This window comes from Micromonospora inyonensis (genome assembly GCF_900091415.1).
Taxonomy (GTDB): domain Bacteria; phylum Actinomycetota; class Actinomycetes; order Mycobacteriales; family Micromonosporaceae; genus Micromonospora; species Micromonospora inyonensis.
This window is the reverse complement of record NZ_FMHU01000002.1, coordinates 3,513,133-3,528,873: the sequence shown is the minus strand read 5'-3', so window position 1 is coordinate 3,528,873 and position 15,741 is coordinate 3,513,133. Positions and strand designations below refer to the sequence as shown.

The following is a 15,741-nucleotide window of genomic DNA, read 5'->3' as shown; positions in this document are numbered from 1 at the left end:
GGACGGGCGTAAACCCCTTGATCATGGGGGGCGGTGGGCGGGTATCGTCCGAGGCGATGTTCACCGGAACCGCGGTCTTCGACCTGCTGCTACCGGGTGATTCCCGGTCGCTCAAGGCCAAGAGATCATACGTACGACCGATCGTGGCGGCGTTGCGCCGCTTCGAGGTGTCGGCTGCCGAGGTGGGAGCGCTCGACCTGCACGGTCGGGCCCAGATTGCCGTGGCCGTGGTGGCCGCGGAGGCGGGACACGTCCGCGAGGTGCTCGACTCGTGCGAGCGTCTGGTGGCGGGCCGCCCGGAGGTGGAACTGCTGTCGGTGCGTCAACGCCTCCACGGCGTGGACGACTGACAGTGGAGGCCGGCGGCCCGGGGCCGCCGGTGCTCCGGCGTGACCGACTGGTCGCGCGGGTAATGTTCGAGTTGTTGGCCCGGTTCGGTCACCGGTGGCGTCCGCGCCCCGGTCCGACCGGGACGTCGATGCCGTGGAGGTGGCGGAGATGACGGATCCGGCCAAGGTACGCCGGCACGCCGAACGGGTGCGTGAGCTGGTCGCGTCGGTGGTGCGGAGCCAGATCAAGGATCCCCGCCTCGGCATGATCACCATCACCGATGCCCGGATCACCGCCGACCTGCGGGACGCCACGGTCTTCTACACCGTGCTCGGTGACGCCGCCGAGCAGGCCGGCACCGCCGCCGCGCTGGAGAGCGCGAAGGGCATGTTGCGCAGCACGGTGGGCAAGGCGCTCGGACTGCGGCACTCGCCGACCCTGACGTTCGTGCTGGACAACGTCCAGGACCACGTCAAGCACATCGACGATCTGCTCGCCCAGGCCCGCAGCGCCGACGCCGAGGTGCAGCGGATCGCCGCGCGGGCGGAGTACGCCGGGGAGGCCCAGCCGTACCGGCTCGACGAGGACGAGGACGACGACACCGAGGCCGACGACGAGTCCGACGACGTCGCGTCGGCCGCCCAGGAACGGCGGTGACGGACGATCCGGGCGGGTCAACCAGCGGGTTGCTCGCCGGAGAGGACCCGTCAATCCGGTCCGGCCCGACCGACGCCGACTGGGCCGCCGCCGTCGACGCCCTGCGGGGGCTCGACCCCGACGCCCGGGTGCTGCTGATCTGCCACGTCAATCCGGACGGGGACGCCCTGGGCAGCATGCTCGGTTTCGGGCTGGGGCTGTGCCGCCTCGGGTCGCGCCGGGTGCAGGCGACCTTCCCCGGTCCGCCGGAGGTGCCCGAGCCCTTCCGGGACCTGCCCGGTCTCGAGCTGCTGGTGCCGGCCGTCGAGGCGTACCACGACCCGGATCTGGTCCTCTGCTTCGACGCGGCGAGTGAGTCCCGCCTGGGTGACCTGGTCGACCGGTTGGCGCTCGCGGCCCCGGCGGTGGTCCTCGACCACCACGCCTCGAACACCGGCTTCGGTGACATCCACCTGGTCGACCCGCGGGCCGCGGCGACCTCGGTGGTCGCCGAGGAGCTGCTGACCCGCCTCGACGTGCCGCTCGACGCGGGGATCGCCGAGTGCCTGTACGTCGCGCTGGCCACTGACACCGGTTCGTTCCGTTTCGACGCCACCACCCCGGACGTGCACCGGATGGCGGCCCGGCTGCTCGCCACCGGCATCCGGCCGGGGGAGATCTCCCGGCGGATCTTCGACACCCGGCCGTTCGGCGCGGTCCGTCTCCACGGCGACGTGCTCAACCGGACCCGGCTGGAACCGGCGGCGGCCGGTGGCCACGGCTTCGTCTGGACCTACGCGACCCTGGCCGACCTGGCCCGGCACGACCAGCAGCCGTACGTGCTGGAGCCGCTGATCGACTCGGTGCGGTGCACCGCCGAGGCGGACGTCAGCGGGGTGCTCAAGCAGATCGCCGAGGACGGCTGGGCGGTCTCGCTGCGCAGCAAGGGAGCGGTGGACGTCAGTCGGGTCGCGGTGGCCCTGGGCGGCGGTGGGCACCGTTTCGCGGCGGGCTTCACCGGGCGCGGCACGGCGCAGGACGTGGTGGCCCGGATCCGGGCCGAACTCGACACGGCGCTGCTCCGGGCGGTGGAGCGGGACTGATCGCGGGGAGTGTCGGCCTTCCCGCTGCGTGACGGAAGGGGAGAATCGCGGGATGGAGCAGCCCCACGAGATTGCCGCCGAGGCACCCCGGGCCTGGGACCGTCCGGTGGTGGTCGTTCCGGTACTCGCCTTCCTGTCTCTGGTGGGCGGCCAGTTCCCCTCCTTCTCGACGTCGGCGAACCTCTACACCCTCGGTACCGGCGGGGTGCTGGTCTGGCTCGGGCTGAGCCACCGGGTGCCGCGTCGCCCCGCGCCGGAGCGGCTGCGCTCGGGCGCGATCTGGTGGGCGCTGCCGGTGGTGGTCTTCGGGGTGTTCGAGGGGGTCACCTTCGTCGCGGCGGCCGGCGACGACTTCCCCACCTTCTCCCGCCTGGCCGATCCCCTGCTGGAGGACCCGGTGGTCCGGACGGCTGCCTGGTTCGCCTGGCTGGCGGCGTTCTGGGGCCTGGTGCGGCGATGATGCGGGCCCTGGCCATCGGCGGCTTCCTGGCCTCGCTGGTGCTGCTCGCCGCAGTCGAGTGGGCGGCCCGCCGGGAGGGCTCGCGGGTGCCGTCGTTCGGTGACGTCTGCGCGTACGTCATGCAGTACGAGGTCGGCGCGGTGCCGGTGGGGCGGATCGGCCTCTTCGGCTTCTGGTGGTGGCTCGGCTGGCACTTCTTCGCCCGCTGACCGCGTCCACGTGTTGGGAAGCGTGGGCAACATGTGGAACTTAACGATAGCTTGGGTGCGGGCCGGCGCGTACTGCTGGCGTCGCCCACTGGTGGTGGCTCCCACCGGACGCCACCTCCCTCCAGGGTCGAACCGACCCCGGGCCACGCTGCCCGGGCCAGCCGAGCCGGTCACCCCCGGCCGCTGGCGGGGGGTCCAGCAGGAACGCCCACGTGTGCCGCGTCGTCGACGCGTGCCTCCCCTGGAAGGGAACCGTCATGCCGACCAAGCCCCAGCCCGAGACCGTCGACGAGGCTCGTGAGCAGGCCCGTCGCGCCCTCCAGACCTCCATGGACACCCGTCAGTAGCCCGTCCGACCCGCTCGCGCGCTCACGGGTCGCCCGGACGCTGGGCGGCCCTCCGTGCGGCCGGTGACGGTCACGTGAGCGGCGGGGGCCCCGGCCGGCGGGACGGTAAGGGGCGAGCAGAGTTGTAAACGTTACGCGGGGCATGCCAGGATCGGGCGGTGACCGCCTCCGCCACCCCCGCGGCACCGGTGGCGTCGGCGCGGCGGATCGCCGGGCTGGCCCTGCCGGCGCTGGTCGTGCTCGCCGCCGAACCGCTCTACGTCCTGGTCGACACGGCCGTGGTCGGCCACCTCGGCCGGTTGCCGCTGGCCGCCGTCGCGGTCGGCGGGACGGTGCTCACCCTGATCGCCTGGCTCGGCAGCGTCCTGGCCTACGGCACCACCGGCCGGTCGGCCCGTCGCTTCGGCGCCGGTGACCGGGCCGCCGCGGTGGCCGAGGGAGTCCAGTCGTCCTGGCTCGCCCTCACCGGCGGGCTGATTGTCGCGCTCGGCATGCAGGTCCTGGCCGGACCGCTGGCGCGTGCCCTGGCCGGGTCGGCGGGCGACGTGGCCGACGCGGCCGCGCAGTGGCTGCGGATCGCGGCCCTCGGCGCGCCCGGCCTGCTCCTGGCCGCTGCGGGCAATGGCTGGCTGCGCGGCGTCCAGGACACCCGGCGCCCGCTGTGGTACGTGCTCGGTCCCAACCTGCTCTCCGCGCTGCTCTGCCCGCTGCTGGTCTATCCGGTCGGGATGGGTCTGGTCGGCTCGGCGGTGGCCAACGTCGTCGCGCAGACCCTCTGCGGTGTCCTGTTCGTCACGGCGCTGGTCGGCGAGCGGGTGTCGTTGCGACCCCGGCCGACGGTCATCCGCCACCAGTTGGCCCTCAGCCGGGACCTGCTCGTCCGGGGCGTCGCCTTCCAGGCCAGCTTCCTCTCCGCGACGGCCGTCGCCGCGCGGTTCGGTGCCGCCGCGGTCGGCGCGCACCAGATCGTCGTGCAGCTCTGGTTCTTCACCGTGCTGCTGCTCGACGCCCTCGCCATCACCGCCCAGGCGCTGGTCGGGGCGGCGCTCGGCGCCGGGGACGAGGCCGGCGCCCGCGCGCTGGCCCGCCGGATCGGCCTGCTCGGCGGGGTCTGCGGACTGGCGTTCGCGCTGGTCATCGCCGTCGGCGCGAACCTGGTCCCGGCCCTGTTCAGCTCCGATCCCCAGGTGCGCGAGCAGGCCGCGGCGATCTGGCCGTGGTTCGTGGTGATCCAGCCGCTCGGTGGCGTGGTGTTCGCCCTCGACGGGGTGCTGATCGGCGCGGGGGACGTCCGCTACCTGCGCAACCTGGCCGTGGTCGCCGGCCTCGGCGGATTCCTGCCGGCGATCTGGTTCACCTACGCGTTCGACCTGGGCCTCGGCGGCATCTGGGCGGGTCTCACCCTGTTCGTCGTGATCCGGCTGGTCGCGCTGGCGCTGCGGCTGCGCTCCGGGCGCTGGGCGGTGACCGGCGTCCGCTGACCGCCCGGCCGCGTGGACCTGGCGTCGTCAGGCCAGCGAGAAGAGGGCGTACGCGGCGAGCAGCAGGGCCACGGCGAGCCCCCAGGAGACGAAGAAGGCCACGATCTTGAAGGAGTTCGGAAAGCGCTGGTGCAGCCGTTGCCGGTCCCGCCACATCCACCAGGCATGCCGTAACCGGGGTGCTCCCGGCACTCGCAGCAGCCTGGCGGTGACCCGGTCGCCGAGGGTGAGCCGGGCCGGCGGCGGGTCGCGCATCCAGTCGGGCAGCTGCGACGGCTGACCGGTCGGGCGCGACCGGGCCGGCGGGTCGGCCCGGTCCGGCCCGTCGGTGTTGGTGTCGTACGCAGTGGACATCGGGGGCTCCTCTGTGACCGGTCGGTCCGCTCCACGCACGGGAAGCGGGTGCCTGATGATGGCACCGCATCGCGGTCTCCGCCGTCCCGTTTCCGACCCTACGCGCCGGCCGGCCGGCTGCTTTCGTCGGCGCGGACCGCCCGGCTCCCGGCGGGCGGTCCGGCGCGGACCGGTCCCGGACGGTCTGGCAGGCTTGGCCGACGTGAGCGCAGACGGTCTGATCGTGGTCGACAAGCCCGGTGGCATGACGTCCCACGACGTGGTGGCACGGATCCGGCGGCTGGCCCGCACCCGGCGGGTGGGGCACGGCGGCACGCTCGACCCGATGGCCACCGGGGTGCTGGTCATCGGGGTCGGCCGGGCCACCCGGCTGCTCACGTACGTGATCGGCGCGACGAAGAGCTACACCGCCACCATCCGGCTCGGGCAGACCACGGTCACCGACGACGCCGAGGGGGAGGTCACCGCCACCACCTCCGCCGCCGGAGTGACCGACGAGGCGGTCCGGTCCGCCCTGGCCGCCCTCACCGGCGAGATCGACCAGGTGCCGAGCGCGGTCAGCGCCATCAAGGTGGACGGCCAGCGGGCCTACAAGCGGGTCCGGGACGGCGAGACCGTGGCGCTGGCCGCCCGCCGGGTCACCGTCTCCCGGCTGGCCGTGCTCGCCGTCCGTCGCGGCGCGCCGGACCTGGTCGACGTGGACGTCGACGTCACCTGCTCCTCCGGCACGTACATCCGGGCCATCGCCCGGGACGCCGGCCTCGCGCTGGGCGTCGGTGGGCATCTCACCGCGCTGCGCCGGACCGCGGTCGGCGGGTTCACGCTGGCCGAGGCGGCGACCCTGCCGGAGCTGGAACAGCGGGCCCCCGACGTGGTCCCGCTCCCGCTCGCGGCGGCGGCCGACCGGTTCTTTCCGCGCCGGGACGCCAGCGGTGACGAGGCCCGGGTGCTCTCCCACGGTGGACCGTTGGTCCCGGCCGGCATCGCCGGCCCCTACGCGGTCTTCGGCCCCGCCGGGGAGCTGATCGCTATCGTCAGCGAGCGGGAGGGCCGGGCCCGCGCGGAGATCGTGCTCGCCCCGGCCTGACGCCGGGGACCGCACCGGCCGACACCGGTGCGGCAGGGGAGGAGAGAGATGCAGCGCTGGCGGGGTTACGAGGCGGTGCCCGGGGGCTGGGGGCGTTCGGTGGTCACCATCGGCGTCTTCGACGGGGTGCACCGCGGTCACCAGGCCACCATCGGCCACGCCGTGGCACGGGCCCGGGAGTTGGGCGTCAGGTCGGTGGTGGTGACCTTCGACCCGCACCCGGCCGAGGTCGTCCGCCCCGGATCCCATCCGGCGGTGCTCACCGAGCCGGCGCGCAAGGCCGAACTGGTCGAGGCGCTCGGCGTGGACGTGCTCTGCGTGGTGCCCTTCACGCCCGAGTTCTCCCGGCTGCCGGCCGAGCAGTTCGTGCACGACATCCTGGTGGAACACCTGCACGCCGCGCTGGTGGTGGTCGGCGAGAACTTCCGTTTCGGCCACCGGGCCGCCGGTGACGTGGCGCTGCTGGAACGACTCGGCCGGACGTTCGGGTTCGCCGTCGAGGGCGCGCCCCTGGTCGCCGCGGACGGCACGGTCTTCTCCTCGACGTACATCCGGGCCTGCGTCGCCGCCGGCGACGTCGGGCCGGCCGCGGCGGCGCTCGGTCGCCCGCACCGGCTGGAGGGGGTGGTGGTCCGGGGGGACCAGCGCGGCCGGGAACTGGGGTTCCCCACCGCCAACCTGCTCTGCCACCGGTACGCGGCGGTGCCCGCCGACGGCATCTACGCCGCCCGGCTGAGCTGGCGGGGCCGGTCGGAACCGCTCGCGGCGGCGGTCTCCATCGGCACCAACCCGACCTTCTCCGGCCGTGAGCGTCGGGTCGAGGCGTACGCGCTGGACTTCAGCGGGGACCTCTACGGCGAGCGGCTCGCGCTGGACTTCGTGGCACACCTGCGTGAGCAGCGCCGGTACGACGCGATCGAGCCGCTCGTCGCGCAGATGAACGAGGACGTCGCGCGTACCCGCGCGGCGCTGGGCTGAGCGGACGGACGCGTCCCGCGGCCCTTCGGCGGGTGGCTTCCCGGGATGCTGGTAGTCTGGCGGAAACGTCATTCAACGACGTGGGGCCTCGCGCGCCTGCTCGACGCCGCGGGTGCGAGGTTCGCCTCCGCTTCCGATCCCGTACGGGACGGGCGGATCCTGACGAACAACCCATCGAAACAGGGAGAACATGGCGCTCGACCAGGAAGCCAAGGCCAAGATCCGCGCGGAGTACGCGACCGCCGAGGGGGACACCGGTTCCCCCGAGGTCCAGGTGGCGGTGCTCACCAAGCGGATCGCCGAGCTCACCGAGCACCTGAAGGTGCACAAGCACGACCACCACAGCCGTCGTGGGCTGCTGCTGCTGGTCGGCCGTCGCCGTCGGCTGCTCAACTACGTCCAGAAGAAGGACATCAACCGCTACCGGTCGCTCATCGAGCGGCTCGGCCTGCGCCGGTGACGTGACGGGGGAGTGACCAACCGGGTCACTCCCCCGACCGGCGTCACCAACCGACAATCCAGGGCCGCGCGACCACCCGAGACGGGAGCCGGTCAGCGTACCGGTCTCCGGTAGTGGCCCCCGGGATCCCCGGCGTCGAATCCGCCGGCCCCCGGGCGCTTCGATCGAAGACCGGCCGTCTGAGCAGCTTCCGCGCGTCGTGGGCCCCCGACGTGAGGAGTAAGACCTACCCATGACCGAGAACCGACTCGGCACCGAATCCCGTACCGCCGTGATCGACAACGGTGCCCTCGGCACCCGCGAGATCACCTTCTCCACCGGCCGGCTCGCCCGGCAGGCCGCCGGTTCCGTCATCGCCCAGCTCGGCGAGACGGTCGTCCTCTCCGCCACCACGGCCGGCAAGCAGCCGAAGGAGCAGTTCGACTTCTTCCCGCTGACCGTCGACGTCGAGGAGCGGATGTACGCCGCGGGCCGGATCCCCGGCTCGTTCTTCCGCCGCGAGGGCCGGCCCAGCGAGGACGCGATCCTCACCTGCCGGCTGATCGACCGGCCGTTGCGCCCGTCGTTCGTCAAGGGCCTGCGCAACGAGGTCCAGGTCGTCGAGACCATCCTGGCGCTCGACCCGCAGCACCCGTACGACGTGGTGGCGATCAACGCCGCGTCGATGTCGACCAAGCTCTCCGGCCTGCCGTTCTCCGGCCCGATCGGGGCGACCCGGATGGCGCACGTCGACGGTCAGTGGGTCGCCTTCCCGACCCGCGACGAGCTGGCCCGGGCCACCTTCGACATGGTGGTCGCCGGCCGGGCGCTGGCCGACGGCGACGTCGCGATCATGATGGTCGAGGCCGAGGCCACCGAGCACACCGTGGCGCTGGTCGCCGGTGGCGCGACCGCCCCGACCGAGGAGGTCGTCGCCAGCGGCCTGGAGGCCGCCAAGCCGGCCATCCGTGAGCTGTGCCGGGCGCAGAGCGAGCTGGCCGAGGTGGCCGCGAAGCCGGTCGCCGAGTTCCCGGTCTTCCTGGACTACCAGGAGGACGTCTTCGCGGCGGTGGCCGACCTGGTCCGCGCCGAGGTCGCCGAGGCTCTCAAGATCGCTGGCAAGGCCGACCGCGAGGAGGCTCTGGACCGGATCAAGGCCAAGGTCGCCGAGGAGCTCGGCCCGCGCTTCGAGGGCCGGGAGAAGGAACTCAGCGCCGCCTTCCGCTCGCTGACCAAGTCCGAGGTGCGCAACCGGGTGCTGCGCGAGCAGGTCCGCATCGACGGCCGGGGCCCGCGCGACATCCGTCCGCTGACCGCCGAGGTCGGGGTGCTGCCCCGGGTGCACGGCTCGGCGCTCTTCGAGCGGGGCGAGACGCAGATCCTCGGCGTCACCACGCTGAACATGCTGCGCATGGAGCAGATGCTGGACACGCTCGCGCCGGAGACGCGCAAGCGCTACATGCACAACTACAACTTCCCGCCGTACTCGACCGGTGAGACCGGCCGGGTCGGCTCGCCGAAGCGGCGCGAGATCGGCCACGGCGCGCTGGCCGAGCGGGCGCTGATCCCGGTGCTGCCGTCGCGCGAGGAGTTCCCGTACGCCATCCGGCAGGTCTCCGAGGCGCTCGGCTCGAACGGCTCGACGTCGATGGGTTCGGTCTGCGCCTCCACCCTGGGCCTGCTCTCGGCGGGTGTGCCGTTGAAGGCTCCGGTCGCCGGCATCGCCATGGGCCTCATCTCCGACGAGGTCGAGGGCAAGACCGAGTACGTGACGCTGACCGACATCCTCGGTGCCGAGGACGCCTTCGGTGACATGGACTTCAAGGTCGCCGGCACCCGGGACTTCGTCACCGCGCTCCAGCTCGACACCAAGCTCGACGGCATCCCGTCGGACGTGCTGGCCGCCGCGCTCCAGCAGGCGCACGAGGCCCGGCAGACCATCCTCGACGTGATGCAGGCGGCGATCGAGGCCCCGGCCACGATGTCGGAGTACGCGCCGCGGGTCACCACCGTCAAGATCCCGGTCGACAAGATCGGCATGGTGATCGGCCCGAAGGGCCAGACCATCAACGCCATCCAGGACGAGACCGGCGCCGAGATCTCCATCGAGGACGACGGCACGATCTACGTCGGTGCCACCAACGGCCCCTCCGCCCAGGCGGCGGTCGACCGGATCAACGGCATCGCCAACCCGACCCTGCCGAAGGCGGGCGAGCGGTTCCTCGGCACGGTGGTCAAGACCGCCGCGTTCGGGGCCTTCATCTCGCTCCTGCCGGGCCGCGACGGCCTGCTGCACATCTCCAAGGTGGGCGACGGCAAGCGGGTCGAGAAGGTCGAGGACTTCCTCAACGTCGGCGACAAGGTCGAGGTGGAGATCGCGGACATCGATGCCCGCGGCAAGATCTACCTGGACAAGGTCCGTCCGGAGGGCGCCGAGGCGCCGGCCGCCGCCGAGGAGGGCGAGCGTCCGGCCAGCCGGGACCGGGGTGACCGTGGTCCGCGTGGCGACCGGGGCGAGCGCCCGAGCCGGGGCGAGGGCGGCGAGGGCGGCGAGCGCCCGCGCCGGGAGGGTGGCGAGGGCGGCGACTCCCGTCCGCGTCGCCGGACCCGGCACAGCTGACCCACCCGTTCTGTTCTGACGAACCAGCCCGGCTCGCCGAGCCGGGCTGGTTCGTCGGAGGACACGGCACCACCCCCACCGGCGTCGTCCAGTCAGGAGCCAGCCACCTGTGAGTCGGGTCGACCACGCAACCTTCCCCGCAGGCCGACGGGGTACGGGTCACCGGGCCCGCGCCGCCGGTGCCGACCGGCCGACCGCCGCCGCCCGGGCGGTGACCCGGACACTGAGCGACGACCCGTTGGGCGGAACGGTACGGCGTACCGTGCTCCCCAGCGGGCTGCGCGTGCTCACCGAGGCGATCCCGGCGATGCGCAGCGTCTCGTTCGGGATCTGGGTGGCGGTCGGCTCGCGGGACGAGACCGGCCCGCAGTCCGGTGCCGCGCACTTCCTGGAGCACCTGCTCTTCAAGGGCACCCACAAGCGGACCGCGCTGGACATCTCCGCCGAGATCGAGGCGGTGGGTGGTGAGACGAACGCGTTCACCACCAAGGAGTACACCTGCTACTACGCCCGGGTGCTCGACGAGGACCTGCCACTGGCCATCGACGTGATGTGCGACCTGGTCGCCGACTCGCTGATCGAGGCGGCGGACGTCGAGACCGAGCGCGGGGTGATCCTCGAAGAGATCGCCATGCACGACGACGAGCCCGGCGACGAGGTGCACGACATCTTCGCCCGGGCGGTCTACGGCGACCACCCGCTGGGCCGGCTGATCTCCGGTACCGAGGAGACGGTCACCCCGATGACCCGCCGGCAGATCCAGGGCTTCTACCGGAAGCGGTACGTCGCACCGCAGATCGTCGTCGCCGCCGCCGGCAACCTCGACCACGCCACCGTGGTGAAGCTGGTCCGGCAGGCGCTGCGCGACACGCCGCTGGACACGGAACCGGCGTCCCCGGCCCCGCAGCGGGCGAACCGGCCGGCGGTCCGGACGAGGTCCGCCACCACCGTGGTCGAGCCGAAGGAGACCGAGCAGGCGCACGTGATCCTCGGCTGCCCCGGCATCGACCGGCTGGACGAGCGTCGTTTCGCCCTGGGCGTGCTCAACAACGTGCTCGGCGGCGGCATGTCCAGCCGGCTGTTCCAGGAGATCCGGGAGCAGCGCGGGCTGGCGTACTCGGTCTACTCCTACGCCAGCCAGTACGCCGACTCCGGGCTGTTCGCCGTCTACGCCGGCTGCGCGCCCGGGAAGGTGGACGAGGTGCTGGAGCTGGCCCGCGCCGAGCTGCGCCGGGTGGCCGCGGACGGGCTGACCGGGGCCGAGGTGGCCCGGGGCAAGGGCATGTCCAAGGGCTCCTTCGTGCTCGGCCTGGAGGACACCGGCTCCCGGATGAGCCGGCTGGCCAAGGGGGAACTGCTCTACGGCGAGCTGATGCCCGTCGACGAACTGCTGTCCCGGGTGGACGCGGTCACCGTGGACGACGTCAACACCCTCGCCGCCGAGCTGCTCAGCCGACCCATGTCGCTGGCCGTGGTGGGCCCGTTCGGCGAGGGCGACTTCCCGGGCTGACCGTCCGCCCGGTGGGCGTCCCCGGTTCCGCAGGCCGGACCATGCCCGGCTTGGGATAGGTTGTGCCGCGTGACTGACGAGCAGGGAAAGCGACGTGGTGGGCCGGTCCGGGTGGGCGTACTGGGTGCCCGGGGTCGGATGGGTGTCGAGGTGTGCAGGGCGGTCGACGCCGCCGACGACCTCGACCTGGTGGCGACGATCGACCAGGGTGACGACCTGTCCGTCGCCGCCGGCGCCCAGGTGGTCGTCGACTTCACCACGCCGGACGTGGTGATGGACAACCTGCGCTGGCTGATCGACCGGGGGATCAGCGTGGTGGTGGGCACCTCCGGTTTCACCGAGCAGCGGCTCGACCAGGTGCGCGGCTGGCTGGCCGGCAAACCCGACGTCGGCGTGCTGATCGCCCCGAACTTCGGCATCGGCGCGGTGCTGATGATGCAGTTCGCCGCGAAGGCCGCCCGGTACTTCGAGTCCGTGGAGATCGTCGAGCAGCACCATCCGCGCAAGCTGGACGCGCCGAGCGGCACCGCCACGCACACCGCCCGGCTGGTCGCGCGGGCCCGCGCCGAGGCCGGGCTGGGGCCGTCGCCGGACGCCACCACCAGCGAGGTGCCGGGCGCACGGGGTGCCCACGTCGACGGGGTACGCGTGCACGCGGTCCGGGCCACCGGTCTGGTCGCCCACCAGGAGGTGCTCTTCGGCACCACCGGCGAGACGCTCACCATCCGGCACGACTCCTACGACCGGGCCTCCTTCATGCCCGGCGTCCTGCTCGCCGTCCGCCAGGTCCCGCAGCGACCCGGCCTGACCATCGGCCTCGACCCGCTCCTCTGAGCCGCTGGGCGCCACGCTGGCGGTGGCGGCGGTCGCGGCGCACCCCGACCGCCGCCAACCGTCACGGTCAGCGGAACGGGAGCGCCTCCGTCCCGGTGCGCGGGGCGGGAACGGTGGGCAGGTGCCCCGGGGCCAGGTGGGCGGGGGCGTTGGTCAGGCTGACCTCGCCGTAGCCGGTGACGGTGACGTCGACGGGGGTGCCGGCGATCCGGAGTCCGCTCACCGCGACGGCGCCCAGCTCGGGACCGGCCAGCGGGCGGAGCGCCACCCGCCCGCTGGGGACGTCCGGGTAGAGGCCGACGGCGGCCTGGAGGAGGAGGACGGCGCTCGCCGCCGACCACGCCTGGGGGCGGCACGCCGCCGGGTACGGCACCGGACGGCCCAGGCTGTCCCGGTCGTCGCCGCCGTACAGCTCCGGCAGCCGGTAGTCGAACGCCTCGGCGGTGCGGAGCAGCCCCTCGGCCAGGGTGCGCGCGGCGTCGTGCAGCCCCGTCCGGGCCAGCCCGCCGAGCACGATGGCGGTGTCGTGGGTCCAGATCGACCCACAGTGGTACGACAGCGGGCTGAACCCGCCGTCGGCCCGGGACATGGTGCGCAGCCCGAAGCCGCCGGTCATCTCCTCGGTGGCGAGCAGCCGCGCGACCTGGGTCGACTCGTCGTCGTCGAGCAGGCCGGTGCCGAGCAGGTGACCGATGTTGCTGGTGAGTGAGTCGACCGGGCGCTTGTCCCGGTCGAGGGCGAGAGCGGGCTGCGGGCCGTGCCGGCCGTCCACCCAGAACGTGGCCCGGAACCGCCCGGAGAGCCGCTGGGCGTACTCGCGCCAGGCGTCCCCGCCGGGGCGACCGATCGCGTCGAGCAGGGCCGCGCCGTTCACCGCCGCCTCGTACGCGTACCCCTGCACCTCGGCCAGCACGATCGGGGCCCGCGCGATCGTGCCGTCGGCGAAGCGCACCGCGTCGCCGGAGTCCTTCCAGCCCTGGTTGGCCAGGCCGTGCCCGGTGGTGTCGACGTACTCGACGAGCCCGTCGCCGTCGGCGTCGGCGTGTGTGCCGAGCCAGTGCAGCGCCGCCTCCAGGTGGGGCAGCAGCGGTTCGACCTGCTCGGCGGCGAGACCCCAGCGCCACGCGTCGTGCAGCAGGTTGATCCAGAGCATGGTGGCGTCGACCGTGCCGTAGTAGACCGGTGGGAGCCGCAGGCCGGCGTCGGAGAGGGCGAACTCGTGGCGGCGCAGCTCGTGCAGGATCTTGCCGGGTGCCTCGCCGGTGGACGGGTCGACCCGGGTGCCCTGCCGGCGGGCGAGTACCCGCAGCGTGCTGGCGGCCAGGCCGGTGCCGAGCGGGAGCATCATCCGGGCCGCCCAGAGGCTGTCCCGGCCGAAGAGGGTGAGGAACCAGGGCACGCCCGCGCCGAGGAAGACGTCCTCCGGGTGGCTCGGTTCGGCCAGTCGCAGCGCGCGCAGGTCGGCCAGGGAGCGGTCGAGGAGGCGGGCCAGGCGGCGGTCGTCGGCGCGTACCTCGGGACGGGCCCAGTCGGGGCCGTCCACCGGGGCCACCACGACGGCGCGGGGGTCGGTGACGGTCAGTCGCCAGCGCAGCACGGCGCTGCCACCACCGGCGGGGAGATCGACCGGCCAGGCGAGCCGGGGGGCGGTGGCGTGCTCGCCGTCGACGTACGCGGTCGCGCCCTCGCCGTGGACCGCGACGGTGACCCCGCCGGCGGCCCAGCCGAAGCCGCCGTCCGGTCCGGGGCGGGCCGGCAGCGCCGGTCGGCTGTCACCGGACTTGACCACCTCGATCGGGGCCAGGTCGCAGCCGAGGTCGACGCTGACCGTGGCCCGGACGCCGACCGAGGCGGTGGAGGCCACGTGCAGTTCCTCGACCAGACCGTCGCGGGTGACCCGACGCAGCCGGTCGACGCGGACGGTGGGGTCGGGGTGCGGGTCGCCGAGCCAGCGGGCGACGCTGACGAAGCGGGCGCCGTCGGGGCCGTCCGCCCCGGCGGCCAGCCCTTCCGGTTCCCGGTCGTCGACGCGTAGCTCGGCCCGGGACAGCACCCGGGCGTCGGCGTGGAAGACGCCCTGCACACCGACCGGCCGGATCTGCCCGGCCGCGTCGCCGAGTGCGCTGGTCGGGGCGTGGACGACTCCGACCAGCTCGTGCAGCAGGGGTTGCAGGTGCCGTTCGGTCATAGGGGAACTCCAGGTCGTCGGCGGAACGGAGGGCTCTTGACAGATCGTTTCGGGGAGTGCAGAGTGCGAAACATTCCAACAACTTTGAACGATCCAATCCTGCCTTATCCAGTTTGGAACGTTCAAGATGGCGAGAGGGATTTCGTGGCACAGAAGGTGACCATCGCGACGGTGGCCCGGCGGGCCGGGGTCAGCCGTCAGACCGTCTCCAATGTGCTCAACGCCCCGCATGTCGTCCGCGAGGAGACCCGGCAGCGGGTGCAGGAGGCGATCGACGCCCTCGGCTACCGGACCAACCAGGCCGCCCGGCAGATGCGCACCGGCCGGTCCCGGCTGATCGCCGTGCGCATCGAGCCCACCCGGGACGGCATCAACGGCTCCGTGCTCGACCGCTTCCTGCACGGCCTCTCCGAGACCGCGGGCACCGCCGGCTACCGGGTGATGCTCTACACCGCCGTCGACGACGAGCAGGAGATCCGGGAGTACGGCGACCTGCTCGGCGCGTACGACCTCGACGCCTTCGTGCTCACCGGCACCAAGCGGGGCGACCCGCGTACCGCCTGGCTCGCCGCCCGGAACGTGCCCTTCGTGACCTTCGGACGGCCCTGGGACGACCCGACCGCCCACCCGTGGGTCGACGTGGACGGGGCCGACGGCACCGCCCAGGCGACCCGGCGGCTGCTGGCGCTCGGCCACCGGCAGATCGGCTTCGTCGGCTGGCCGGTCGGCTCCGGGGTCGGCGACGACCGACGCCTCGGCTGGGAGCACACCCTGCGGGCCGCCGGGGTCGACCCAATCGACCTGGACCGGCGGACCGAGGACGGCATCGTCGAGGGTGAGCGGGCTGCCCGTTCATTGCTCGATGCGGCCCGTCCGGCGACGGCCCTGGTCTGCGTCAGCGACTCGCTCGCCCTCGGTGCCCTCCAGGCCGTCCGCACCGCCGATCCCGCCGTCCCGGTGATCGGCTTCGACGACACCCCGGTCGCCGCCGCGGTCGGTCTGACCAGCGTCTGCCAGCCCCTGCACCAGGCCGCGGTGCGGTGCGTGGAACTGCTGGCCGGCCTGCTCGACGACACCCCCCGACAGATCCACCCCCAGGTGCTGCTGAAGCCCCACCTGGTGCTCCGGCAGACCGCGTGACACCTTCCCCCACCCGAATCCCCCA

At 73.3% G+C, this 15,741-nt stretch carries 15 protein-coding genes; 13 read left to right on the top strand and 2 right to left on the bottom strand.

What is annotated here, in order from left to right; genetic code table 11:
• Positions 1–56 precede the first annotated feature (56 nt).
• The 6 genes from GA0074694_RS30035 to GA0074694_RS30010 all read left to right on the top strand — a co-directional run bounded on the left by GA0074694_RS30035 (position 57) and on the right by GA0074694_RS30010 (position 4,566).
• A complete protein-coding gene (locus GA0074694_RS30035) occupies positions 57–350 on the top strand; it encodes a DUF503 domain-containing protein (RefSeq protein ID WP_091463226.1) in 294 nt (97 codons plus the stop codon).
• A 148-nt stretch (positions 351–498) separates the two neighbouring features.
• On the top strand, positions 499–987 hold the full coding sequence (gene rbfA / locus GA0074694_RS30030) for a 30S ribosome-binding factor RbfA (RefSeq protein WP_091464397.1): 489 nt from the start codon (positions 499–501) through the stop codon (positions 985–987).
• Positions 988–1,040: 53 nt separating this feature from the next.
• Positions 1,041–2,069, top strand: a complete 1,029-nt coding sequence (locus tag GA0074694_RS30025) for a DHH family phosphoesterase (protein ID WP_425413679.1) — start codon at positions 1,041–1,043, stop codon at positions 2,067–2,069.
• A 52-nt stretch (positions 2,070–2,121) separates the two neighbouring features.
• Positions 2,122–2,529 (top strand): hypothetical protein, encoded by a 408-nt coding sequence (locus tag GA0074694_RS30020; protein ID WP_091463225.1) that lies wholly within the window; start codon positions 2,122–2,124, stop codon positions 2,527–2,529.
• Positions 2,529–2,738 carry a DUF6186 family protein gene (locus tag GA0074694_RS30015; RefSeq protein WP_176738210.1) on the top strand — a complete coding sequence of 70 codons (210 nt, stop codon included), beginning with the start codon at positions 2,529–2,531 and terminating at the stop codon, positions 2,736–2,738. Before GA0074694_RS30020 ends, GA0074694_RS30015 begins: the two co-directional genes overlap by 1 nt.
• A gap of 505 nt (positions 2,739–3,243) precedes the next feature.
• Positions 3,244–4,566 carry an MATE family efflux transporter gene (locus GA0074694_RS30010; protein WP_091463223.1) on the top strand — a complete coding sequence of 441 codons (1,323 nt, stop codon included), beginning with the start codon at positions 3,244–3,246 and terminating at the stop codon, positions 4,564–4,566.
• A gap of 27 nt (positions 4,567–4,593) precedes the next feature.
• On the opposite strand, the gene GA0074694_RS30005 is transcribed toward GA0074694_RS30010, so the two are convergent.
• The gene (locus GA0074694_RS30005) at positions 4,594–4,920 is read right to left on the bottom strand and encodes a hypothetical protein (protein WP_245714985.1); all 327 of its coding nucleotides are present in this window, start codon (positions 4,918–4,920) and stop codon (positions 4,594–4,596) included.
• A 202-nt stretch (positions 4,921–5,122) separates the two neighbouring features.
• Here GA0074694_RS30005 and truB point away from each other — a divergent pair, with 202 nt between their 5' ends.
• From truB to dapB, 6 genes are all read left to right on the top strand, one after another.
• Positions 5,123–6,007 (top strand): tRNA pseudouridine(55) synthase TruB, encoded by an 885-nt coding sequence (gene truB, locus GA0074694_RS30000; protein ID WP_091464385.1) that lies wholly within the window; start codon positions 5,123–5,125, stop codon positions 6,005–6,007.
• 48 nt (positions 6,008–6,055) lie between these two features.
• Positions 6,056–6,985 carry a bifunctional riboflavin kinase/FAD synthetase gene (locus GA0074694_RS29995; RefSeq protein ID WP_091463222.1) on the top strand — a complete coding sequence of 310 codons (930 nt, stop codon included), beginning with the start codon at positions 6,056–6,058 and terminating at the stop codon, positions 6,983–6,985.
• Positions 6,986–7,175: 190 nt separating this feature from the next.
• Positions 7,176–7,445 carry a 30S ribosomal protein S15 gene (gene rpsO, locus GA0074694_RS29990; RefSeq protein WP_043962418.1) on the top strand — a complete coding sequence of 90 codons (270 nt, stop codon included), beginning with the start codon at positions 7,176–7,178 and terminating at the stop codon, positions 7,443–7,445.
• A gap of 232 nt (positions 7,446–7,677) precedes the next feature.
• Positions 7,678–10,044, top strand: a complete 2,367-nt coding sequence (locus GA0074694_RS29985) for a polyribonucleotide nucleotidyltransferase (protein ID WP_091463221.1) — start codon at positions 7,678–7,680, stop codon at positions 10,042–10,044.
• 109 nt (positions 10,045–10,153) lie between these two features.
• A complete protein-coding gene (locus GA0074694_RS29980; RefSeq protein ID WP_425413653.1) occupies positions 10,154–11,554 on the top strand; it encodes a M16 family metallopeptidase in 1,401 nt (466 codons plus the stop codon).
• 69 nt (positions 11,555–11,623) lie between these two features.
• Entirely contained in the window at positions 11,624–12,388 is a 765-nt protein-coding gene (gene dapB / locus GA0074694_RS29975) for a 4-hydroxy-tetrahydrodipicolinate reductase (RefSeq protein ID WP_091463220.1), read from the top strand.
• Between the two features lie 67 nt (positions 12,389–12,455).
• On the opposite strand, the gene GA0074694_RS29970 is transcribed toward dapB, so the two are convergent.
• Positions 12,456–14,576 carry an amylo-alpha-1,6-glucosidase gene (locus tag GA0074694_RS29970; RefSeq protein WP_091463219.1) on the bottom strand — a complete coding sequence of 707 codons (2,121 nt, stop codon included), beginning with the start codon at positions 14,574–14,576 and terminating at the stop codon, positions 12,456–12,458.
• A 144-nt stretch (positions 14,577–14,720) separates the two neighbouring features.
• On the opposite strand from GA0074694_RS29970, the gene GA0074694_RS29965 reads away from it, so the two are divergent.
• Complete coding sequence (locus tag GA0074694_RS29965; RefSeq protein WP_091463218.1) at positions 14,721–15,716, top strand: LacI family DNA-binding transcriptional regulator; 996 nt, start codon at positions 14,721–14,723, stop codon at positions 15,714–15,716.
• Positions 15,717–15,741: the final 25 nt, after the last annotated feature.